Here is a 22009-nt window from a genome sequence, read left to right as displayed (position 1 = left end):
ATGAAAATCCCCTTGCCGTTTTTTCCAAGGCAAGGGGATAGCTGTTCAAGTTGGTTTATGCTTGGATACCATGTGCTGTCACGGCATCATTTCCTTTAGCAATCTTTCCGATCATGCCTTGCAGGACTTTGCCCGGACCGCACTCCGTGAAATCCGTGGCACCGGCTGCAATCATGTTCTGCACCTCTTGCGTCCAACGAACAGAAGCTGTGAGTTGGGCAATCAAGTTGGCTTTGATTTCTTCTGCATCCGTATGAGCCTGTGCATCTACGTTTTGGTATACGGCACATTTAGGCGTATTGAACGTAGTTGCCTCTATGGCTGCTTGCAGTTCGTCTTTGGCCGGTTGCATCAAAGGAGAGTGGAACGCACCGCCCACCGGCAACAAGAGTGCACGCTTGGCACCGGCTGCTTTCAGTTTTTCGCATGCAGCCTTGACAGCTTCCACATTGCCGCTGATGACCAACTGTCCGGGGCAATTATAATTGGCCGGAACCACTACATTGTTTTCCGTATTGATTTCCGCGCAGACGTTCTCAATCGTGGCATCATCCAAGCCTACAATGGCCGCCATCGTAGAAGGGGCAGCCTCGCATGCCTTTTGCATGGCCATGGCACGGGCGTAAACCAATTTCAGACCATCCTCAAAGTTCAGGGCACCGGCTGCTACCAACGCAGAAAATTCTCCTAATGAATGACCGGCCACCATGTCCGGAGTGAAGTTTTCTCCCATACACAAAGCTGAAATGACAGAATGGAGGAATACGGCGGGTTGCGTCACTTTTGTCTGTTTCAACTCCTCGTCCGTGCCGCTGAACATGATATCCGTAATGCGGAATCCTAAAATATCGTTTGCCTTTTCAAATAGTTCTTTTGCCAACGGATTGTTGTCGTACAGGTCTTTGCCCATACCTACAAATTGTGCTCCCTGTCCGGGAAATACAAATGCTTTCATATAATTTAAATCTTATCTAAATGTATGTTTGTTCATCAATCTGGTTGCAAATTTAATAAAAACTTACTTAATCATCAGCTTTTTGGGATTAAAAAAGTGATTTAACGGGCCGTGTCCTTTTCCGATGGTGACATCTTTTCCGTAAAACAGGGCATCCGTGAGGTATTTTTTCCCTAAACCGACAGCTTCCGGTAAGGAGACGCCTTGGCCGATGTAAGCCGCAATAGCAGAAGAAAGCGTGCATCCGGTTCCGTGGGTATTAGCGGAGTTTATTTTGGCGGAGTGGTAGCGGTGAATGTCTTCCGGAGTATTGCCGCAGACCAGAATATCCGTCATATCGCCCCCGTCCAAATGTCCTCCTTTAATTAATACGGACCGACAACCGTAAGTAAGGATATGCCGTCCGGCGTTTGCCATATCTTCTATGTCCCGGATAGGGATACCGGACAGTATTTCGGCTTCCGGCAGGTTGGGGGTCATTAAAGTGCAATGGGGGATTAAACGGTCACACATGGCATGCAACGCTTCGGGGGCTACCAAAGAGTAGCCGCTACTTGAGACTAAGACTGGATCGAAGACGACCGGGAAGCAGTTGGCTGATAAGAAATCCGCAATGACCGCTATGATGCTTTCGTCCGTCACCATTCCTATTTTCAAGGCATCTATTTGCATATCCTCGGTTATGGCCTGTATTTGTTCCTTGACAATTTGAGCCGGAATAGGATATACGTTTTTCACTCCGCATGTATTTTGTACGGTAACGGCTGTGACGATGCTGGCAGCATAGCATCCCAAAGCGGAAATCGTCTTGATGTCTGCCTGAATGCCGGCTCCTCCGCTACAATCGGAACCGGCGATGCTTAAAATGGTGGTATATTTCATTTGTATGTGCAAAAGTACGCGAATGTTTGGCTGCGTGCAAATAAAACAAAGAAAAAGAAGATGAAAATATCGTGTATATTTATGCATGGATTTAGAAAAATAGTTGTAATTTTGTGACTTAACTTATTCTCGTGAATATAGAACCATGGAAAGAAGTAATAATCATTTGGTAATTATGGCTGGTGGCATAGGTAGCCGCTTTTGGCCGATGAGTACTCCGGAGTGCCCGAAACAGTTTATCGATGTATTGGGATGCGGACGTACGTTGTTGCAATTGACTGCTGATCGTTTTAAAAGGATTTGTTTTCCGGAAAACATTTGGGTGGTGACGTCCGAAGCTTATGCGGATATTGTACGTGAACAGTTACCGGAAATTCCGGAATCTAACATATTGAAGGAACCTTGCCGAAGGAATACGGCGCCTTGCATTGCTTACGTGAGTTGGCGTATCAAAAAGTTGAATCCGAAAGCCAATGTGGTGGTCACACCGAGCGATCATATCGTCATGGATGTGGCTGAATTTGAACGTGTGATAACTTCCGGTTTGGTCTTTACCTCGGAGACGGACTCTATTTTGACTTTGGGAATGAAGCCGAACCGTCCGGAAACCGGATACGGATATATTCAGGCTGACTTGGGCTTTGCATCGGCACGTAACAAGGAAATTTATCGGGTGGATTCTTTTAAGGAAAAGCCTGATTTTGCCACGGCAAGCCGATATATCCAAAAGAATAATTATTTCTGGAATGCCGGAATATTCGTGTGGAACGTCAGCACGATTGTCAATGCTTTCCGTGTGTATCAGCCCGCTATCGCGCAGGTTTTCGAGCAGCTTATGCCCATATATGGCAGCGAGCAGGAACAGGAAGCCATCAACCGTGATTTCCCGAAATGTGAGAATATATCGGTGGATTATGCCATCATGGAGAAAGTGGAAGAGATATTCGTGCTTCCGGCCAACTTCGGATGGAGTGATTTAGGCACGTGGGGCTCTTTGCATGAGCATACGCCGCAAGATGCTTATGGTAATGCCTGTATCGGAAAGAACATTTCGGTGTATGACACGCATAACTGTATGATTCATACCACTCAGGAGAAAAAAGTCGTAATACAAGGTCTGGATGGTTTCATTGTGGCAGAAAAGAACGATACTTTGCTCATCTGCAAATTATCGGAAGAGCAACGCATCAAGCAATTCAGCGAATGAGAGGAAATATACCCATGTGGAGAGACGGTGCAAAAGCTTCTTTTCACATGGGTTTTACAGGGGCAGATGAATCCGGGTTGAAGTGTGTAAATACGTCGCTGTGAGTTAAGACGTACTGATAGAAATCCTTGGCTTCCACTTCTTCCGGGATGAATCGTCCCACGGTGTATTCCAATGCTTCGGGGGCTTTTTCACAAGCAATTTTCAGGAAAGCAATGAATTCCTGATAACGGTTTTGCATCAGCGCGCAATAGGCCAAATAAGCGTATGCTTTTTGGCTTTCCTCGTCTTGTGAAGCATCGCGATTCAGCATATACAAGAAATGTTCCCTTGCCTTTTCGTACAGTTTGTTTTCCACTAAAGACAAGCCGACGAGGAAATGAGCCTCCGAGGGGTCTTCGTGGCTTTGGATAAACGTGTTGTAGCATTCGAGGGCTTCGTTTTCTCTCGCATTTTGCATCAGGATATGCCCTTTGTATAAGTCTGTGTCGTAATCCGGATTTATTTCTTTTATCTTGTCGATATATTCAAAGGCTTTGTCTGTATCATACAGCTTGCTGTACACATCCGAAAGGTTGGCATATATATGTTGCTGCTCCGGAGAGTAACCTTGGGATAATTCTTCTGCTTTAAGTAATTGGCTTAAAGCTTCGTCGTAGCGTTCAAGTGCGGAGAGGCACACCCCGTCGAAAAGATAGGGAATTTCATTGGACGGATGTTCCTTGAAATATCGGAGATAAAGTTGGTGGGCTTCATCGAGATTCTGTTGTTGAAGCAGGCTGTTGGCCTTCAGCAAAAGAGCTTGGGCGTCGTGCTCGTCTATGGCCAATGCAAAATCAGCCGTTTCCATGGTCTTGGAAAAGTCTTCGCATACGAAATAGGCTTCGCCCAATGAGTGCCATGCATTGAGGTTGTATGGGTTGATGTCCAACAAACTGTTTAATATCTCGATGGCTTCTTTCGGACGGTTGGAAGAGATGAGGTGGTCTGCCTTGAACTTCAAAAACTTCTCGTTGTCCGGTTCCATATCGAGTGCTCGTTGTCCCCATTGAGCTGCTTGTTCCAAATAGCCGTAATCCAAAAACAGTGTGGCCGTGTCGTATGCAAACAAAGCGGCATCTTCTTCTTCTGTTTCGGCTTTTTCGGACAGGTATGTGGTGGCTTCCTGTTCTTTCCCTTCGCGTAACAGCAATTCTGCGTTAAGGAATATGACTTCGCGGTCATTGGGATCCGTAATACAGTCGCGTATGGTTTTGGCACCTTCGATGTCACCGTTGAACATCTTTTGCCGGGCCAGAAAAATCAAAGGGTCGATGCTACCGGGGTGGATGTTCAGGGCGTATTGGATACACGCCATAGCTTTGTCCGTGTCGTTCTGCACGAGATAATACTCGGCGATGTCAGTCAGTTCGTCTGCTTCCAGATAAACCGACTGACCGCCTTGTAACATCTGCTCGTAAAGAGCCAGATTCTTTTTGAATTCTTCTTCTTGAAAATACGAGAGGTCTTCTGTCGACATGTTATTTGTTTTTCTTACTCCATGTGTCTTTCAGGCCTACGGTACGATTGAATACCAAATGTTCGGCAGTACTGTCCTTGTCCATCATGAAGTAACCGATGCGTTGGAACTGCAGATATTCAAGCGGCTTTTTGGTCGCTGCATATTTTTCCACATAACATTGGGGCAGGACTTTCAGTGACTCTGGGTTCAACAACTCACGGAAGTCGCGTTCTTCGGCTCCTGGGTTCTCTATGCTGAAAAGTCGGTCGTATAAGCGCACTTCGGCCGGTTGGCAATGTCCGCAACTCACCCAATGGAGCGTGCCTTTCACTTTCCTGTCCGAACCGGGCATGCCGCTTTTTGACATGGGGTCGTATTCACAGTAGACCTCCGTCACGTTGCCGTTTTCGTCTTTCTTGCATCCCGTACACTTTACGATGTAAGCGCTTTTCAGACGGACTTCATTGCCGGGAGTCAGGCGGAAGTATTTCTTGGGAGCATCTTCCATGAAGTCTTCGCGTTCTATCCACAGTTCTCGGCTAAACTCGATGATATGGCTTCCGTCAGCTTCATTTTCTGGATTATTTACGGTTTCAAGTTCTTCCACTTGCCCTTCCGGATAGTTGGTAATCACGAGCTTTACGGGATTAAGTACGGCCGAGACACGGGTTGCCCTCGCATTCAGGTCCTCACGTAGGGCTGCTTCCAACATGGCAAAGTCGTTCAGGGCATCGAACTTGGTGTAGCCGATCATATCGATAAATTTGCGGATGGCTTCAGGAGAGTAGCCACGGCGGCGGAACCCACAGAGGGTCGGCATTCGTGGGTCGTCCCATCCGTTTACCAGGCCTTCTTTTACCAACGCAAGCAATTTGCGTTTGCTCATGACGGTATAGGTCAGGTTCAGACGGTTGAATTCTATCTGACGGGGACGGTGGTCTGCCAAGTCGTTTCCTTCTTTCAATTCGTTGATGAAGTGGTCATAGAGCGGACGGTGGGGGACAAACTCCAACGTACAGATGGAGTGGGTCACTCCTTCGAAATAATCGCTTTGCCCGTGCGCGAAGTCATACATCGGGTAGGCTTTCCACTTGCTGCCCGTGCGATGGTGCTCTTTGTTGATGATACGGTAAATGATGGGATCGCGGAAGTGCATGTTCGGGTTGGCCATGTCCAACTTGGCACGCAGCACCATGGAACCTTCTTCAGCCTCACCGCTGTTCATCTTGTTAAACAGCTCTAGATTTTCTTCTATGGGACGGTCACGATAGGGACTCGGCGTACCGGGTTGCGTCGGTGTCCCCTTTTGTTCGGCAATCTGTTCGCTGCTTTGTTCGTCGATGTAGGCTTTGCCTTCTTTAATCAATCTGACGGCAAAGTCCCACAGTTGTTGGAAATAGTCTGAAGCATGATAGATTTTTCCCCATTTGAATCCCAACCACTGTATGTCTTCCTTGATGGCCTCTACGTATTCCGTGTCTTCCTTGATAGGGTTTGTGTCATCCAATCTTAGGTTACACACACCGCCGTATTTTTCCGCGATGCCGAAGTCCATACAAATCGCTTTTGCATGTCCGATATGTAGATACCCGTTAGGTTCCGGTGGAAAGCGGGTTTGCAGTCGTCCGTTGTTCTTGCCTGCCTTCAGGTCTTCCACCACTATTTCTTCTACGAAATTAAGTCCTTTCTTTTCTGATGATTCAGCATGAGTTGTTTCAGTCATAACCAATCTGTTTTGCGTAATTATCAATAATGCTTGCAAAGATACTATTAAAAAATGGAAATCACTTTCGTATTTCCTATAATAATAAGGTATAAGAAGAGTTTTTTAAAGAGAATAAAGTGAATGCTCTTTTTTATGCTAAGAAACATCCTTTTTTATTTGTGTAGTTGGCTAGAAAACCCGATATTTGCAAAAGTTATTCTGAAAACAATCTTTTTACCTTAAAAAAAACTAATACCTATATGAGATTATGGAAAGAGGATGTGTCGCGATGACACGTCCTCTTATTGGTATACTTAGCATGGGCGTACGCTATAGGGCGAAGTCCCGAATGAGTCCTGATAGTGGGAATCAGTGCTCCAACCTCTTTATGACCCCCAATTTTCACCAACCAACTATGGTTTTCGTTCTCATCGTAGTGCTCATGATGCGCTATTAAAGTGTGGCGAATATGTTTCTGCTAGTTATGTGTTCACGGTCGATATGGATTTGGAGAAATTCTTTGATACAGTCTGTCATAGTAAATTGATAGAAATTTTGTCGCGTACTATCAAAGACGGTCGTGCTATATCTCTTATTCATAAATATCTGAACTCCGGTGTATTTATAGGATGCAAGAAAGAGTAGAGTTCAGTCGGGGACCCTCAGGGTGGTCCATTGAGTCCCTTGTTAAGCAATATAATTCTTAATGAGTTAGGCAAGGAACCGGAAAAACGCGGGCATTTGTTCGTTCGGTATGCTGATGACTTGGTCATCTTTTGTAAAAGCCGTCGTTCCGCGCAGCGTACATTGGATAATCTGCTTCCCTTTATTGAAACGAAGCTTTTTTTAAAGGTGAATAAGGAGAAGCCCCATGTAGCTTATATACGTGACATCAAATTCTTTTCCTATATCTTTGGTCGTAGTAATGGCAAATGCCAATTCTACATTCATGGCGATAGTATCAAGAAGATGAAAAGTAAGATACGTGGGCTCACTAATAACGGTTGGGGCTACGAATATCGTAAACAACGTTTGATTTGGTATCCACTATTTTAAGTTGGCAAGTCATCTCACTGTACATAAGGTTTTGTCGGATGAACGTTTGCTCCGAGCCGGTTATCCTACTTTTAAGATGTACTGCCATCTGGGTTTAAAGGTTAATTAAGGAACCACCGTATTTCGGACGGCACGTCGGTGGTGTGAGAGGTCGTAGTGGGAATTAATCCCGTTCCTCCTACCCGATGTATATGTCGGTGCTTTTTGTATGGTGAGTAGAGGGCAGTTTGAGCTTTCGTATTCTGTTTTTAATGAATGTTGCGGGGGCATTTTGTGTTTTTCGCTTTATGTTGTGTTGTTTCTCTCGTTGGGACCGGTGGCCTTTTATCCTATCCCATTTGTCAGAATGAAGTGCCTCCAAAAATTGGACGAGTTAAACATTATTTTCAGCATATTTGTTGCCTTTCGGGATGTGCCCCGTTTTTCTTCCGGATAATTCCTGGCTGCGGTTCCGAGTGTGTTGGCCCTTTCCCTGCGTGCTTGTCTTTTGCCTTTTCCGTCGGTCTCCATTTTGTGCGCCGGTTGTGAAACCGCTTTCAGCCGGGTGTGCTTTTCTGTTCGGTTGGGAGGGGCTGCGTGGTATACGGGATATAAACGTGCTGTTCGCGTTCCCTCCCGGGTTTATGGCTTTTCGTCCGGTAGGCGCAAGTTTCCGCTTTGGCATGTCGGTCAGGCCGTCCGTTTCCGTCCCGTCCTTTCCGCAATCCGCCCGTTCCCCTTGCTTCCAACCAGCCGTCGGCATCCCGCTCTTTTCTTGTTTTGCCTGCCTCCACCTTAATTATATATGAGGATGTTTCCTTTCGTGCCCCCTTGTTCGTGCCTCCTGCGCCGATAGGCCTGTCCTGTCCCTTCTTTCTCCATGCCGTCTTTGCCGCCTCTTCTTCCTTCATTTCGCTGTTTTCCGTCCCCTGTCCTCCGTTTCTTTTCTATCTACCTCCTTCCATTCTGAAAAAAAGTTTTCCCTCAGTGTGTTCGGTGTTTTCTGCTGTTAAACACGTGTTTTACAGCGTGTTTTTTGTCCATATGGTTGTGTTTGTGTGTCCTTGTGTCGGGATTGGCCCGAGAAAAAGTTGGTAAAACGTTTGGCAGTTATGGTAAAAGGTTGTACCTTTGCACTCGCTTTCGGGAAGCAAGGCCTTGTGTGGCCGTTGCGGAGCGGGGGCGGTAAATGAAAGAGTTCATTGAAAGTCTTACATAAAGAGAGAAAGTAGTACAAGAGCTTGGGCGGAAGCCTGCGGTTATTCCCGTTAGCGTTCCGTCCAAGGGTAAAAAAGAAACGAACCGTCATACCCCTCATGCGAGTTGAGGGGGAACCAGGAGCGGCACGCCGGTAGGCGTGACAAGTTCGGGGAGTCCGGAACAGACGATATGCCCCGCCGTAAGGCGGGTCAAAAAGATATTCTACAATGGAGAGTTTGATCCTGGCTCAGGATGAACGCTAGCTACAGGCTTAACACATGCAAGTCGAGGGGCAGCATGAACTTAGCTTGCTAAGTTTGATGGCGACCGGCGCACGGGTGAGTAACGCGTATCCAACCTGCCCTTTACCCGGGGATAGCCTTCTGAAAGGAAGTTTAATACCCGATGATTTCGTTTAGTCGCATGACTTGATGAATAAAGATTAATTGGTAAAGGATGGGGATGCGTCCCATTAGCTTGTTGGCGGGGTAACGGCCCACCAAGGCGACGATGGGTAGGGGTTCTGAGAGGAAGGTCCCCCACATTGGAACTGAGACACGGTCCAAACTCCTACGGGAGGCAGCAGTGAGGAATATTGGTCAATGGGCGCGAGCCTGAACCAGCCAAGTAGCGTGGAGGACGACGGCCCTACGGGTTGTAAACTCCTTTTATAAGGGGATAAAGTTGGCCATGTATGGCCATTTGCAGGTACCTTATGAATAAGCATCGGCTAATTCCGTGCCAGCAGCCGCGGTAATACGGAAGATGCGAGCGTTATCCGGATTTATTGGGTTTAAAGGGAGCGTAGGCGGGCAGTCAAGTCAGCGGTCAAATGGCGCGGCTCAACCGCGTTCCGCCGTTGAAACTGGCAGCCTTGAGTATGCACAGGGTACATGGAATTCGTGGTGTAGCGGTGAAATGCTTAGATATCACGAGGAACTCCGATCGCGCAGGCATTGTACCGGGGCATTACTGACGCTGAGGCTCGAAGGTGCGGGTATCAAACAGGATTAGATACCCTGGTAGTCCGCACAGTAAACGATGAATGCCCGCTGTCGGCGACATAGTGTCGGCGGCCAAGCGAAAGCGTTAAGCATTCCACCTGGGGAGTACGCCGGCAACGGTGAAACTCAAAGGAATTGACGGGGGCCCGCACAAGCGGAGGAACATGTGGTTTAATTCGATGATACGCGAGGAACCTTACCCGGGCTTGAATCGCAGGTGCATGGGCCGGAGACGGCCCTTTCCTTCGGGACTCCTGCGAAGGTGCTGCATGGTTGTCGTCAGCTCGTGCCGTGAGGTGTCGGCTTAAGTGCCATAACGAGCGCAACCCCCCTCCCCAGTTGCCACCGGGTAATGCCGGGCACTTTGGGGACACTGCCACCGCAAGGTGCGAGGAAGGTGGGGATGACGTCAAATCAGCACGGCCCTTACGTCCGGGGCGACACACGTGTTACAATGGGGGGTACAGAGGGCCGCTGCCCGGTGACGGTTGGCCAATCCCTAAAACCCCTCTCAGTTCGGACTGGAGTCTGCAACCCGACTCCACGAAGCTGGATTCGCTAGTAATCGCGCATCAGCCATGGCGCGGTGAATACGTTCCCGGGCCTTGTACACACCGCCCGTCAAGCCATGAAAGCCGGGGGTGCCTGAAGTCCGTGACCGCGAGGGTCGGCCTAGGGTAAAACCGGTGATTGGGGCTAAGTCGTAACAAGGTAGCCGTACCGGAAGGTGCGGCTGGAACACCTCCTTTCTGGGGTCCTTCCCGCAAAACGGTCCATTCCGCGTCCGCTCCCGGGTAGTTTCCTCTTGTACGGCTGTCTTTCTTGTTTTGGTATGTGAGGCTTAAAAAAGGATAAGTGAGGGATGCAGGAGGCTCAGCTTCCGCCCGGTGGCGTTTCCGCCGCCCGCCCGCATCCGGGTCACAGGGTCACGCCAGTCCCATAGCTCAGTTGGTCAGAGCGCCACACTGATAATGTGGAGGTCGGCAGTTCAACTCTGCCTGGGACTACGCGGGTATTTTCGGGGGGATTAGCTCAGCTGGCTAGAGCACCTGCTTTGCAAGCAGGGGGTCAACGGTTCGAATCCGTTATTCTCCACCCGGCCCCGAGGGGGCATGCGATCATTGACATGTTGGACAGACAAAACGTAAAGAAAGCGAACGAGGTATGTTTTAACGAACATGTGCAGGCAGGCCCGCCTGCCGTATCTTCCCTGGTGGAAGGCGGCCGGCGGCCGAGGCGAAAGTATTCAAGGGCGCACGGCGGATGCCTAGGCTCTTACAGGCGATGAAGGACGTGATAAGCTGCGACAAGCCGCGGTGAGGCGCAAATGGCCATTGACCCGCGGGTATCCGAATGGGGCAACCCAACGTTTTGAAGAAACGTTATCCCGCGAGAGCGGGAGGCGAACGCGGGGAACTGAAACATCTTAGTACCCGCAGGAGAAGAAAATAAATAATGATTCCCCCAGTAGTGGCGAGCGACCGGGGAATAGCCCAAACCGGCGTTGTCCAGGCATCGCCGGGGTTGTAGGACCGCGATGTCGCAAGAGTGATGGCGAGTGGAAGGAACTGGAAAGTTCCGCCATAGAGGGTGACAGCCCCTTACACGAAGCCATGCGAAGCGTAGCGGAATCCTGAGTAGCGCGGGACACGTGTAATCCTGTGTGAATCAGCCGGGCCCATCCGGCAAGGCTAAATACTCGTAAGAGACCGATAGTGAACCAGTACCGTGAGGGAAAGGTGAAAAGCACCCCTGTTAGGGGAGTGAAAAAGATCCTGAAACCGTGCGCCTACAAGCGGTCGGAGCGCCCATTGGGCGTGACGGCGTGCCTTTTGCATAATGAACCTACGAGTTGCCGTCACCGGCAAGGCCAAGGGGCATGAGCCCCGCAGCCGCAGCGGAAGCGAGTCTTAAAAGGGCGCAGGAGTCGGTGGTGGCAGACGCGAAACCGGGTGATCTACACTTGTCCAGGATGAAGTCCCGGTAACACGGGATGGAGGTCCGCACCAATAAGCGTTGAAAAGCTTCTGGATGAGGTGAGTGTAGGAGTGAAAGGCCAATCAAACTCGGAGATAGCTCGTACTCCCCGAAAGGCATTTAGGTGCCGCCTGTGGAGTTCCCGGCGCGAGGTAGAGCGACTGATAGGATGCGAGGGCTTCACCGCCTGTCAAGTCCTGACAAACTCCGAATGCGCGCCGGCCAATCCATGGAGTAAGGGCACGGGTGCTAAGGTCCGTGCCCGAGAGGAGAAGAATCCAGACCACCGGCCAAGGTCCCGAAATGCTGGTTAAGTTAGACTAACGCAGTCCGTCCCCCCAGACAGCTAGGATGTTGGCTTGGAAGCAGCCATTCATTCAAAGAGTGCGTAACAGCTCACTAGTCGAGGGGATGGGCGTGGATAATAATCGGGTATGAAACCAGTTACCGAAGCCGTGGGATATGAGAATATCGGTAGGGGAGCATTCCATCCTGCGTCGAAGGCGCCGCGCGAGCGGCTCTGGAGCGGATGGAAAAGCAAATGTAGGTATAAGTAACGATAAGGAGGGTGCGATCCCCTCCCGCCGAAAGACCAAGGTTTCCTGAACAACGCCAATCGGTTCAGGGTGAGTCGGTCCCTAAGCATAAGCCTAAGGGCGAGGGCGATGGATCAAACGGTTAATATTCCGTTACTGTCTTGGTGTGTGACGCGGCGACGGAGAAGTGACACGGCCGCCCCCTGACGGAAAAGGGGGTTTAAGCGCAAAGGTTACGAGGGAGGCAGGCAAGCCCACCTCCCGAGCCGAAGCGCGAAAGTACGCGGCGCCCTTCTGGGCAACGCGACAGCGCCGGTAACCATGCTCCCGAGAAAACCCGCTAAACTCCAGCACCAAGTCATCCGTACCGTAAACGGACACACGTGGTCGGGTAGAACATACTAAGGCGCTTGGGAGATTCACGGTTAAGGAACTAGGCAAATTGACCCCGTACCTTCGGAACAAGGGGTCCTCGTGTAAACGAGGCGCAGAGAATAGGTCCAGGCAACTGTTTAACAAAAACACAGGGCTGTGCAAATTCGAAAGAAGCCGTATACAGCCTGACACCTGCCCGGTGCCGGAAGGTTAAGAGGAGGGCTCATACTTATGTAGAAGGCCCGAATTGAAGCCCCGGTAAACGGCGGCCGTAACTATAACGGTCCTAAGGTAGCGAAATTCCTTGTCGGGTAAGTTCCGACCTGCACGAATGGTGTAATGATCCGGACACTGTCTCAACCGTGATCCCAGTGAAATTGTAGTATCGGTGAAGATGCCGATTACCCGCGATGGGACGAAAAGACCCCGTGAACCTTTACTACAGCTTAACGTTGTACCCGGGCCGTCGATGTGTAGGATAGGCCGGAGGCGTAGAATGAGGCACGCCAGTGCCTTTGGAGCCGTCGTTGAAATACGGCCCTTTGGCCGTCTGGGTACTAACTTGTTGGATACAAGGACCGCGTTTGGCGGGTAGTTTGACTGGGGTGGTCGCCTCCAAAAGCGTAACGGAGGCTCCTCAAGGTGCCCTCAGGCCGATTGGTAACCGGCCGCAGAGTGTAATGGCAGAAGGGCGCTTGACTGGGAGGCCGACAGGCCGCACAGGCAGGAAACTGGAGCATAGTGATCCGGCGGTTCCGCATGGAAGGTCCGTCGCTCAAAGGATAAAAGGTACTCCGGGGATAACAGGCTGATCCCTCCCAAGAGCTCATATCGACGGAGTGGTTTGGCACCTCGATGTCGGCTCGTCACATCCTGGGGCTGGAGAAGGTCCCAAGGGTTGGGCTGTTCGCCCATTAAAGTGGCACGCGAGCTGGGTTCAGAACGTCGTGAGACAGTTCGGTCTCTATCTATCGTGGGCGTTGGAAATTTGCGTGGTTCGGGCACTAGTACGAGAGGACCGTGCCGGACCGACCTCCGGTTTGCCGGTTGTGCCGCCAGGCGCACCGCCGGGTATCCGCGTCGGGTATGGATAAGCGCTGAAAGCATCTAAGCGCGAAGCCTTCCACAAGATTAGATTTCCTTTTAGAGGGCCGTCAAAGACGATGACGTGGATAGGGTGCAGGTGTAAAGGCGGCGACGCCAAAGCCGAGCACTACTAATAGCCCGAAAGCTTTCGCCGTTCGTGGTATCCCTGCCCGCACATGGCATTCCTGTTCGTCATCCTTTCGTTTTGTTTGTTTGACTTGTGTCCCACACTCGGTCCGCGCCCCGGCGCGTGCCGCAGTTCGAATCCATCATGGTGGCTATAGCGGCGGTGTCCCACCTCTTCCCATCCCGAACAGAGAAGTTAAGCCCGCCCTCGCCGATGGTACTGCCCGCAAGGCGGGAGAGTAGGTAGCCGCCTTTTTCCATTCCGTTCCCCCGCGCACGGCCCATGCCGGGCGGGGGAACGGGTTTTTTTATGGCCGTTGCGAGGTTCCCCTTTCACATCCTCCGGCGCTCATATGCTGTATAGGCATAAAGGGGGGGAGCCACTGTGTAGAGAGAATTTGTAAAATGACCTCACTTGCTTCCATTCCATCTCAAGGCGTAAAGACGGTGTTACATTGAATTTGGATGTAACAATTTGTGCCCTGGTTTGTCACGTTGGTATAATACCAGTTAGATACCGAGGCTTGCGAAGTGATGATGATGGACTTCCGTCCATGTCTGTCCTTGATGATGTTCAGTAGAAGCGGACGTCCCTTGGCGTCAAGCGGCACGAGGAAGAGGTCATCCAAAATAAGTAGTGGATAACGTTCTATTGTTCTTCCGGTGTAAATTCGTTACTTGGGATTTTGTTTCAATTTTATTTCTGCTATCGTTTAAGATACAAACAAAAGTGTTATCTTTGTAAATGTCATGATACATCAGAGGTACTCACGCCTTTAACGATAAGGTTGGCCTTGTTTTTTCTTATGACAATAGTATATAAAGGATTTTATATTTAAATTTTGTTTGATTATAAAAAGTAAAGTGATGACTAATATCAATATAAAAGAAATTTTATGGAAGTTGCATATAGATAGTTTGACAGCGATGCAACAAACCACAGTTGAGGAATACAGAAAAGGGAAAGACCTGGTACTTTTATCTCCGACGGGTTCGGGAAAAACAGTCGCTTATCTGTTGCCTTTAGTGCAATCTTTAAAAGAAGAGAATGTTCTTCAAGCTGTGGTATTGGTTCCTTCTCGTGAATTGGCATTGCAAATAGAGCAAGTTTTCAGGTCTATGGGAACAGGCATTCCTGTCATGAGTTGCTATGGCGGCCGTCCGGCCATGGATGAGCACCGTACGATGAAAAGCTTGAACCCACAAGTTATAATAGGTACTCCGGGGCGTATGAACGACCATTTAAATAAAGGAAATATTGATGCTTCACATGTCCATACGTTGGTGATTGACGAATTTGACAAATGCCTTGAGATGGGTTTTCAGGAAGAAATGTCGGAGGTAATTGCGCAAATTCCGTATTTAAAACGTCGTTTTCTTCTCTCGGCCACAGATGCGCCGGCTATTCCTCGATTTGTATCAGAGGGCGATTTTTTGAAATTGAATTTCTTGGAAGATGAAGAGCAGATTCCAGAACGTATAAAGGTTTATACGGTGAAATCTCCAAAGAAAGATAAGTTGGAGGTCTTGTCCAAGCTTTTGTGCTATTTGGGAAATAAGAGTTCCTTGATTTTTGTGAACTACCGTGAAAGCGTAGAACGGGTTTACCGTTATTTGCTTCAGGAAGGAATCTCGTGTGAAATGTTTCATGGAGGAATGGAACAGAAGGATCGTGAGCGTGCGCTTTACAAGTTCAGTAACGGATCATGCAATGTATTTGTTTCAACGGATTTAGCTGCACGAGGACTGGATATACCCAATATAGACCATGTTATCCATTATCATTTGCCGCTCAATGAAGATACTTATATTCATCGTAACGGCCGAACGGCGCGGTGGGATGCTTCCGGAAATGTCTTTCTCATATTAGGACCGGAGGAATACTTGCCTGAGTTTATACAGCAGATTCCCGAAGAATATGTGTGGGAAGGACCTAAGCCCGAGCCTGCTAAGCCCCAGTGGGTAACACTTTATATCGGGAAAGGAAAAAAGGATAAAATCAACAAGGTGGATATTGTGGGGTTCTTGTCAAAAGTGGGAGGATTGGGAAGAGATGATGTCGGACGAGTAGATGTGAAAGAACATTATGCTTTTGCTGCTATCAGGCGAAATTTGCTAAAAGAAACCTTGGAAACTGTGTCTGGCCAAAAGATAAAAGGTCTTAAGACGATTATAGAAAAGACAAAATAAGATTACGAGTTGTAAGGGTTAAAAGCCGTTTTTTATAATATATGATAGCAAAAAAAGCACTTGACTTAAAAAATGTGGCTTCAATCGTTGCTTTTATGGATTTTATTTTCTACTTTCGCAGATGTTATGCTTAGAGTAACTGATAATTAATCTTAAGTTTTACAAATTAGATGAAGAAGTATAATTTTAATGCAGGTCCATCCATGTTGCCGCGTGAAGTAATAGAGGCAACAGCAGCTGCATGCTTGGATTTTGAGGGTAGCGGTCTTTCCCTGATGGAAATTAGCCATAGGGCAAAGAACTTCCAGCCTGTAGTAGACAAGGCTGTAGAATTGGTAAAAGAATTACTCGACCTACCGGCCGGTTATTCGGTTGTTTTTCTGGCAGGAGGTGCCAGTACGGAATTCTGTCGTGTTCCCTATAACTTTTTGGAGAAGAAGGCAGCCTATTTGAATACAGGTACATGGGCCAAGAAGGCTATGAAAGAAGCAAAGTTGTTCGGTGAAGTGGTTGAAGTAGCTTCTTCGGCCGAAGACAACTATACCTATATTCCGAAAAACTTTACGGTACCGGCTGATGCCGATTATTTGCATATTACGACAAACAATACGATTTTCGGAACGGAAATGCGCTATGATTTGGACAGTCCTGTTCCTTTGATTGCGGATATGTCGTCGGATATATTCTCTCGTCCGGTAGATGTGAGCAAATATAATTGTATTTACGCCGGAGCACAGAAAAACGTATCTATGGCCGGAGTGAATATCGTTATCGTAAAGGACGAAGCTTTGAATAAGGTAAGCCGCCAGATTCCCACAATGTTGGATTACATGACCCATGTGAAAAATGGTTCCATGTTCAATACGCCTCCAGTGGTACCCATCTACTGTGCCATGAAGAATTTGGAATGGGTGAAGCAAAACGGTGGTGTGGAAGCGATGGACAAGCGTGCGAAAGAACGTGCGGACATGCTTTATACCGAAATAGAACGTAACAAGTTGTTCCGTGGAACTGTAAAGGCAGAAGACCGTTCATATATGAATATTTGTTTTGTAATGAACGACGAATATAAAGAATTGGAAGCCGACTTCTTGCAGTTTGCTACGGAGCGCGGCATGGTGGGCATAAAAGGCCACCGTAGCGTAGGCGGTTTCCGTGCTTCATGCTACAACGCACAAACGATAGAAGGTGTGCAGGCATTGATACAAAGCATGAAAGACTTTGAAGCTCAGCATTAAGAGGCTATAAAGACAGGCGCGCCTTGTACAGAGGTGTGCCTGTTTATTTATGGGATGTATTTAAATAAATAACTATGGCTAAAATATTGATTGCTACAGAAAAACCGTTTGCAAAAGTTGCAGTGGACGGTATCAAAGAGGTTGCAGAGACAGCCGGATTGGAAGTCGTTTTGTTGGAGAAATATACGGAGAAGGCACAACTTCTGGCGGCAGTGGCCGACGTGGAGGCCATGATAATCCGCAGTGATAAGATAGATAATGAAGTTTTTGATGCGGCGAAGAACTTAAAAATCGTTGTCCGCGCCGGAGCCGGTTACGATAATGTGGATTTGGAGGCTGCTACCGCGCACGGGGTGGTGGTGATGAATACACCCGGCCAGAATTCCAACGCCGTAGCCGAACTGGTGTTCGGAATGTTGGTATTCGCCGTACGTAACTTTTATAATGGAAAGGCCGGTACGGAGTTGAAAGGAAAGAAATTAGGAATCTTGGCCTACGGTAATGTCGGTCGTCGCGTCGCGCATATCGCAAAAGGATTCGACATGGATGTTTATGCTTACGACGCATATTGTCCTGCGGCGGCCATAGAATCCGATGGGGTGAAGGCAGTCTCTTCGCAAGATGAGTTGTTTGAACAGTGCGAAGTGGTTTCCTTGCATATCCCGGCTACGGCAGAGACGCGTCAAAGCATCAATTATGCCTTGGTCGGCAAGATGCCTAAGGGAGGAGTGTTGGTCAATACGGCCCGGAAAGAGGTAATTAATGAACCCGAATTGCTGAAATTGATGCAGGAGCGTACAGACCTGAAGTATGTCACGGACATCATGCCGGAAACGGATGCTGATTTCCGTATGTTGGGAGGACGTTATTTCTCTACACCCAAAAAGATGGGTGCACAAACAGCCGAGGCCAATATCAACGCCGGGGTGGCTGCGGCACATCAGATTGCCGCATTCTTCAAGGACGGATGTACGAAATACCAGGTAAATAAATAATTGCAGGGGCTATGGCTTGGGTTAAACCGTTTAAGGGGCTTCGTCCGCCTAAGGATTTGGTGGAACGGGTAGAGTGCCGTCCGTACGACGTGCTCAGTTCGGAAGAAGCCCGTATAGAGGCAGGCGATAACGAAATGTCGCTATATCACGTGATTCGTCCGGAGATAGATTTTCCGGAGGGGACGGATGAATACGCTGCATGTGTGTATGAGAAGGGGGCTGAGAACTTTGCCAAGTTCCAACGTAACGGCTGGTTGGTGGAAGACGCTAAGCCCATGTATTATATTTATGCACAGACCATGAACGGGCGGACACAGCACGGCATCGTGTTGGGAGCTTCGGTCAAGGACTATATGGACGGGGTAATCAAAAAGCACGAACTGACGCGGCACGAAAAGGAAGAAGACCGGATGAAGCATATCCGTATTACGGATGCGAACATAGAACCGGTTTTTCTGGCTTATCCCGACAATGCTGCGTTGGCTTCCTTGATAGACCAATATGCAAGGCATGAGCCGGAATATGATTTCGTTGCCCCGCTTGACGGTTTCCGCCATCGGTTCTGGCTTGTGGATAATGAAGCGGATATTGATGCGATTACGAAAGAATTTGCAGCCATTCCCGCGTTGTACATTGCAGACGGCCATCATCGTACGGCTGCGGCAGCTTTGGTGGGACAAGAGAAAGCTTTAGCCCATGGCAGGACGCACCCCGAGGCGGAATACAATTATTTTATGGCGGTGTGCTTCCCTGCAAGCGAACTGACTATATTGGATTACAACCGTGTGGTGAAAGACCTGGGGTGCCATACTTCGGATGAGTTCTTGCAGGCTTTGGAGAAGGATTTCGAAGTGGCTTGCACGGGCTGTTCGGTGTACAAACCTATGCGACCTCATGAGTTTTCGCTTTATCTGGATGAAAAATGGTACAGGTTGCGTGTACTTCCGGGACGTTTTGATGAAGACGATCCGATTGATGTGCTTGACGTGACTATCAGTAGTCGGCTTATATTGGATAAGATTTTGGGAATTAAGGATTTACGTAGGGATAAGCGGATTGATTTCGTAGGAGGACTGCGTGGTTTGGACGAACTGAAAAGACGTTGCGACAGCGGCGAGATGAAAATGGCGTTGGCACTGTATCCAGTGTCTATGCAGCAAATCATGGATATAGCAGATTGCGGGAAAATCATGCCCCCAAAAGCTACTTGGTTCGAGCCTAAATTACGTAGCGGACTGGTGATTCATAAACTGTCGTAAGGAAAAAATAAGTATCTTTGCAACTCCGGTTGCCGGTAGAATCCGGTAGCCGGAGTTTTTTGAACAGTAGGGATATGGAAGGAAATGACGTATATAAGACGATAACAGCACCGGCAGAAGGGGAGTATAGCGAGAAACGGAGTAAATTCCTGGCTTTTATTCACCCAGTGCATACGATAGACGAAGTGAAAGAGCAGGTGGAGCACTATCAAAAGAAGTATTACGATGCACGCCATTGTTGCTATGCCTACATGTTGGGACACGAACGGAAGGATTTCCGTGCCAATGACAACGGGGAGCCTTCCGGTACAGCCGGGAAACCGATTTTGGGACAGATTAATTCTTACGGGCTTACGGATGTCTTGATTGTCGTCATCCGTTATTTCGGTGGAATCAAGTTGGGGACGAGCGGCCTGATACAGGCCTATAAGGCAGCAGCCATCGAAGCCATACAGGCGGCCCGGATTATAGAAAAAACGGTGGACGAGGAAATCACCTTTTTCTTTGAGTATCCTTTCATGAATTCCGTCATGCGCATTGTCAAGGAGGAAGAGCCGTCTATTGTCTGTCAAGGGTATGAACACGATTGCAGCATGACGCTGCGTATTCGGAAAGGGAGCATGCCACGTCTTAAATCGAGACTGGAGAAAGTGGAGACATTGAGATTTGAAGGCGATGGGGAGTAGAAGAGGGAAGTGCCAGATGGAATAAAAAGAAACGGTGTGTTCCGCCAGAAGAGGGGGAATACACCGTTTCTTTTTTGATATGGGGTCAGGCCTGCAAGTTGTTGCATTCATCCATCCATGCTGCAGCCGACGCGTCGCTAGGCATTCGCCAATCTCCACGAGGACTCAGGCTACAGCTTCCCACTTTAGGACCGTCGGGCAGGCAGGAACGCTTAAACTGTTGGGAGAAGAAACGGCGGAAAAACGTTGTCAGCCATTTCTTTATCACTTCGTCTGTATACTTTCCGGCAAAAGCATATTGGGCCAGATAGAATATCTTGGACGGGCGGAAACCGAAACGCAAGGTATAATATAGGAAAAAGTCATGTAGTGCGTAAGGGCCGACCAAGTCTTCTGTCTTCTGGCTGATGTTGCCATTTTCGTCTGCCGGTATCAGTTCGGGGCTAATCGGAGTGTCCACGATATCCAGCAAGGTGGCTTGGGATGGTTCGTCAATAATACTGTCGGCCACCCACTTGACCAAATGTTTCACCAACGTCTTGGGGATAGAGGCGTTGACGCCGTACATGCTCATGTGGTCGCCGTTGTACGTGGCCCATCCCAGAGCCAGTTCCGACAAGTCACCGGTTCCCACTACCATGCCGTTCATCTGGTTGGCCACATCCATCAATATCTGCGTACGTTCGCGCGCCTGTGCGTTTTCATACGTCACATTATGGTTGGCCATGTCGAAGCCCAAGTCCTCAAAATGTTGTATGCAGGACTTTTTGATGCTGATTTCTCGTAGGGTCACCCCCAGGCTTTTCATAAGGTTGACGGCATTGGTATAAGTACGGTTGGTGGTCCCGAAGCCAGGCATGGTCACACCGACGATGCCTTTGCGCGAAAGTCCTAATTTGTCGAACGTCTTGGTGCAGACCAACAGGGCAAGGGTGGAATCCAGTCCGCCGGAAATCCCGATGACTACGGTCTGTGTTTGTGTATGTACCAATCTTTTGGCCAGTCCTGCTATCTGTATGGCAAAGATTTCTTCGCACCGTTCATTCAGTGCCTTTCCTGCCGGGACAAAAGGCATCGGGTCAACTTTACGGCTTAATTCGATGTCCTTGGAAGCGAAGAGTTCGGTATCTATCCGCATGGTATCGTGCGGTCTCAGCCGGGCTATGGAGGCGCTGAACGTGGTGTTCACACGCCTTTCCGCACGCAGGCATTCTACGTCTATTTCGCTGTAAACCAATTGCTCTTTAAAAGAGAAACGTTCGTTTTCCGCCAACAGCATCCCGTTTTCGTAGATAAGGGCCTTGCCGGCAAAAACAACATCCTGTGTGCTTTCTCCGAATCCTGCCCCCGAAAATACATAACCGGCGAGGCATCTTGCACTTTGTTGTGCCAACAGGGATTTGAGATAGTCTTGTTTGCCTACGCCTTCATTGTCTGCGCTAAGATTGAAAATGATTTCTGCTCCCTGGAGTACCAATTCGGAACTGGGGGGGATGGGGGCCCATACGTCTTCGCAGATTTCCACACCGAAACAGCAAGAGGGAGTGTTGAATACCAAGTGGCGGCTCAGCGGCACCATTTGCCCGCAAACCAATACATTGCTGTTTCCGTGCACATCGCCGGACGTGAACCAGCGTTGTTCATAGAATTCCTTGTAGTTGGGCAGGTAAGTTTTGGGGATAAGCCCTAAAATCTTCCCTTTTTGTATCACTGCCGCACAATTCAGCAGCGTACCGTGGTAAGCGACAGGCAGTCCTATGATAGAGATGATGTCCAATGAGCGGGTGAAGTCGAGGATGCTGATAAGGCACATTTCCGCCTCGTCGAGCAGCAGTTGTTGGGCAAACAAGTCACCGCAAGTGTAAGCCGTGATGCTAAGTTCCGGAAAACAAATGATTTCTACGCCTTTACCTTCCGCCTGAATAATCAAACTTTCAATTTGTTGCGCATTATATTTGCAATCTCCTACTTTTACGCCGGGGATGGCTGTGGCAATTCTGACAAATCCGTAATTCATGTTGCTATGTTTGATATTTGTGGAACAAAGATAAT

At 48.8% G+C, this 22009-nt stretch carries 13 protein-coding genes, 2 tRNA genes, 3 rRNA genes and 1 pseudogene; 12 read left to right on the top strand and 7 right to left on the bottom strand.

Going from position 1 to position 22009, the window contains the following annotated elements; translation table 11 throughout:
* Nucleotides 1–55: 55 nt before the first annotated feature.
* The gene (gene fabD, locus E0E47_RS03705; protein ID WP_130892922.1) at nucleotides 56–955 is read right to left on the bottom strand and encodes an ACP S-malonyltransferase; all 900 of its coding nucleotides are present in this window, start codon (nucleotides 953–955) and stop codon (nucleotides 56–58) included.
* A gap of 63 nt (nucleotides 956–1018) precedes the next feature.
* Nucleotides 1019–1837, bottom strand: a complete 819-nt coding sequence (thiD, locus tag E0E47_RS03700) for a bifunctional hydroxymethylpyrimidine kinase/phosphomethylpyrimidine kinase (protein ID WP_008625246.1) — start codon at nucleotides 1835–1837, stop codon at nucleotides 1019–1021.
* A gap of 145 nt (nucleotides 1838–1982) precedes the next feature.
* Here thiD and E0E47_RS03695 point away from each other — a divergent pair, with 145 nt between their 5' ends.
* Nucleotides 1983–3044 carry a mannose-1-phosphate guanylyltransferase gene (locus tag E0E47_RS03695; RefSeq protein ID WP_008625244.1) on the top strand — a complete coding sequence of 354 codons (1062 nt, stop codon included), beginning with the start codon at nucleotides 1983–1985 and terminating at the stop codon, nucleotides 3042–3044.
* A gap of 43 nt (nucleotides 3045–3087) precedes the next feature.
* On the opposite strand, the gene E0E47_RS03690 is transcribed toward E0E47_RS03695, so the two are convergent.
* Nucleotides 3088–4563 (bottom strand): tetratricopeptide repeat protein, encoded by a 1476-nt coding sequence (locus E0E47_RS03690; RefSeq protein WP_008625242.1) that lies wholly within the window; start codon nucleotides 4561–4563, stop codon nucleotides 3088–3090.
* 1 nt (nucleotide 4564) lies between these two features.
* Entirely contained in the window at nucleotides 4565–6268 is a 1704-nt protein-coding gene (locus E0E47_RS03685; protein ID WP_130892921.1) for a glutamine--tRNA ligase/YqeY domain fusion protein, read from the bottom strand.
* Between the two features lie 657 nt (nucleotides 6269–6925).
* Here E0E47_RS03685 and E0E47_RS17870 point away from each other — a divergent pair.
* Nucleotides 6926–7306, top strand: a complete 381-nt coding sequence (locus tag E0E47_RS17870) for a reverse transcriptase domain-containing protein (protein ID WP_477623094.1) — start codon at nucleotides 6926–6928, stop codon at nucleotides 7304–7306.
* A gap of 536 nt (nucleotides 7307–7842) precedes the next feature.
* Here the strand turns inward: E0E47_RS17870 and E0E47_RS03675 are convergent.
* Entirely contained in the window at nucleotides 7843–8196 is a 354-nt protein-coding gene (locus tag E0E47_RS03675) for a hypothetical protein (protein ID WP_130892920.1), read from the bottom strand.
* 513 nt (nucleotides 8197–8709) lie between these two features.
* On the opposite strand from E0E47_RS03675, the gene E0E47_RS03670 reads away from it, so the two are divergent.
* The 5 genes from E0E47_RS03670 (at nucleotide 8710) to rrf (ending at nucleotide 13845) form a co-directional block, all read left to right on the top strand.
* Nucleotides 8710–10238, top strand: a 16S ribosomal RNA gene (locus E0E47_RS03670).
* A gap of 184 nt (nucleotides 10239–10422) precedes the next feature.
* Nucleotides 10423–10496 (top strand) — tRNA-Ile (locus E0E47_RS03665).
* A 14-nt stretch (nucleotides 10497–10510) separates the two neighbouring features.
* Nucleotides 10511–10584, top strand: a tRNA-Ala gene (locus E0E47_RS03660).
* Nucleotides 10585–10724: 140 nt separating this feature from the next.
* Nucleotides 10725–13618 (top strand): 23S ribosomal RNA (locus E0E47_RS03655).
* 115 nt (nucleotides 13619–13733) lie between these two features.
* A 5S ribosomal RNA gene (gene rrf, locus E0E47_RS03650) occupies nucleotides 13734–13845 on the top strand.
* The 16S, 23S and 5S rRNA genes sit together here with 2 tRNA genes alongside, the layout of an rRNA operon.
* 247 nt (nucleotides 13846–14092) lie before the next feature.
* On the opposite strand, the pseudogene E0E47_RS17430 reads toward rrf, so the two are convergent.
* Nucleotides 14093–14248: pseudogene (locus E0E47_RS17430) on the bottom strand (ATP-binding protein); the annotation flags it as partial.
* 208 nt (nucleotides 14249–14456) lie between these two features.
* Here E0E47_RS17430 and E0E47_RS03640 point away from each other — a divergent pair.
* From E0E47_RS03640 to E0E47_RS03620, 5 genes are all read left to right on the top strand, one after another.
* Complete coding sequence (locus E0E47_RS03640) at nucleotides 14457–15779, top strand: DEAD/DEAH box helicase (protein ID WP_130892919.1); 1323 nt, start codon at nucleotides 14457–14459, stop codon at nucleotides 15777–15779.
* A 170-nt stretch (nucleotides 15780–15949) separates the two neighbouring features.
* Nucleotides 15950–17017, top strand: coding sequence for a 3-phosphoserine/phosphohydroxythreonine transaminase (gene serC, locus E0E47_RS03635; protein WP_130892918.1), 1068 nt, complete (start codon nucleotides 15950–15952; stop codon nucleotides 17015–17017).
* A 74-nt stretch (nucleotides 17018–17091) separates the two neighbouring features.
* Nucleotides 17092–18012 (top strand): 3-phosphoglycerate dehydrogenase, encoded by a 921-nt coding sequence (locus E0E47_RS03630; protein ID WP_008629069.1) that lies wholly within the window; start codon nucleotides 17092–17094, stop codon nucleotides 18010–18012.
* A gap of 11 nt (nucleotides 18013–18023) precedes the next feature.
* Nucleotides 18024–19271 (top strand): DUF1015 domain-containing protein, encoded by a 1248-nt coding sequence (locus E0E47_RS03625; RefSeq protein WP_130892917.1) that lies wholly within the window; start codon nucleotides 18024–18026, stop codon nucleotides 19269–19271.
* Nucleotides 19272–19345: 74 nt separating this feature from the next.
* On the top strand, nucleotides 19346–19957 hold the full coding sequence (locus E0E47_RS03620; RefSeq protein ID WP_130892916.1) for an IMPACT family protein: 612 nt from the start codon (nucleotides 19346–19348) through the stop codon (nucleotides 19955–19957).
* Between the two features lie 85 nt (nucleotides 19958–20042).
* On the opposite strand, the gene E0E47_RS03615 is transcribed toward E0E47_RS03620, so the two are convergent.
* A complete protein-coding gene (locus E0E47_RS03615; protein ID WP_130892915.1) occupies nucleotides 20043–21974 on the bottom strand; it encodes an NAD(+) synthase in 1932 nt (643 codons plus the stop codon).
* Between the last annotated feature and the right edge of the window lie 35 nt (nucleotides 21975–22009).

Source organism: Paraprevotella xylaniphila YIT 11841 (assembly GCF_900683745.1).
Classification (GTDB): Bacteria; Bacteroidota; Bacteroidia; order Bacteroidales; family Bacteroidaceae; genus Paraprevotella; species Paraprevotella xylaniphila.
Note: the sequence above shows the minus strand (reverse complement) of the source record. Positions and strands in the feature narration are given on the sequence as shown.

Excerpts from the sequence above, each read along its gene's own strand:
- E0E47_RS03615 (WP_130892915.1), bottom strand. The coding sequence starts at position 21,974 with ATGAATTACGGATTTGTCAGAATTGCCACAGCCATCCCCGGCGTAAAA.
- serC (WP_130892918.1), top strand. The coding sequence starts at position 15,950 with ATGAAGAAGTATAATTTTAATGCAGGTCCATCCATGTTGCCGCGTGAA.
- E0E47_RS03690 (WP_008625242.1), bottom strand. The coding sequence starts at position 4,563 with ATGTCGACAGAAGACCTCTCGTATTTTCAAGAAGAAGAATTCAAAAAG.
- thiD (WP_008625246.1), bottom strand. The coding sequence starts at position 1,837 with ATGAAATATACCACCATTTTAAGCATCGCCGGTTCCGATTGTAGCGGA.
- E0E47_RS03630 (WP_008629069.1), top strand. The coding sequence starts at position 17,092 with ATGGCTAAAATATTGATTGCTACAGAAAAACCGTTTGCAAAAGTTGCA.
- fabD (WP_130892922.1), bottom strand. The coding sequence starts at position 955 with ATGAAAGCATTTGTATTTCCCGGACAGGGAGCACAATTTGTAGGTATG.
- E0E47_RS03625 (WP_130892917.1), top strand. The coding sequence starts at position 18,024 with ATGGCTTGGGTTAAACCGTTTAAGGGGCTTCGTCCGCCTAAGGATTTG.
- E0E47_RS03675 (WP_130892920.1), bottom strand. The coding sequence starts at position 8,196 with ATGAAGGAAGAAGAGGCGGCAAAGACGGCATGGAGAAAGAAGGGACAG.
- E0E47_RS03620 (WP_130892916.1), top strand. The coding sequence starts at position 19,346 with ATGGAAGGAAATGACGTATATAAGACGATAACAGCACCGGCAGAAGGG.
- E0E47_RS03640 (WP_130892919.1), top strand. The coding sequence starts at position 14,457 with ATGACTAATATCAATATAAAAGAAATTTTATGGAAGTTGCATATAGAT.
- E0E47_RS03695 (WP_008625244.1), top strand. The coding sequence starts at position 1,983 with ATGGAAAGAAGTAATAATCATTTGGTAATTATGGCTGGTGGCATAGGT.
- E0E47_RS03685 (WP_130892921.1), bottom strand. The coding sequence starts at position 6,268 with ATGACTGAAACAACTCATGCTGAATCATCAGAAAAGAAAGGACTTAAT.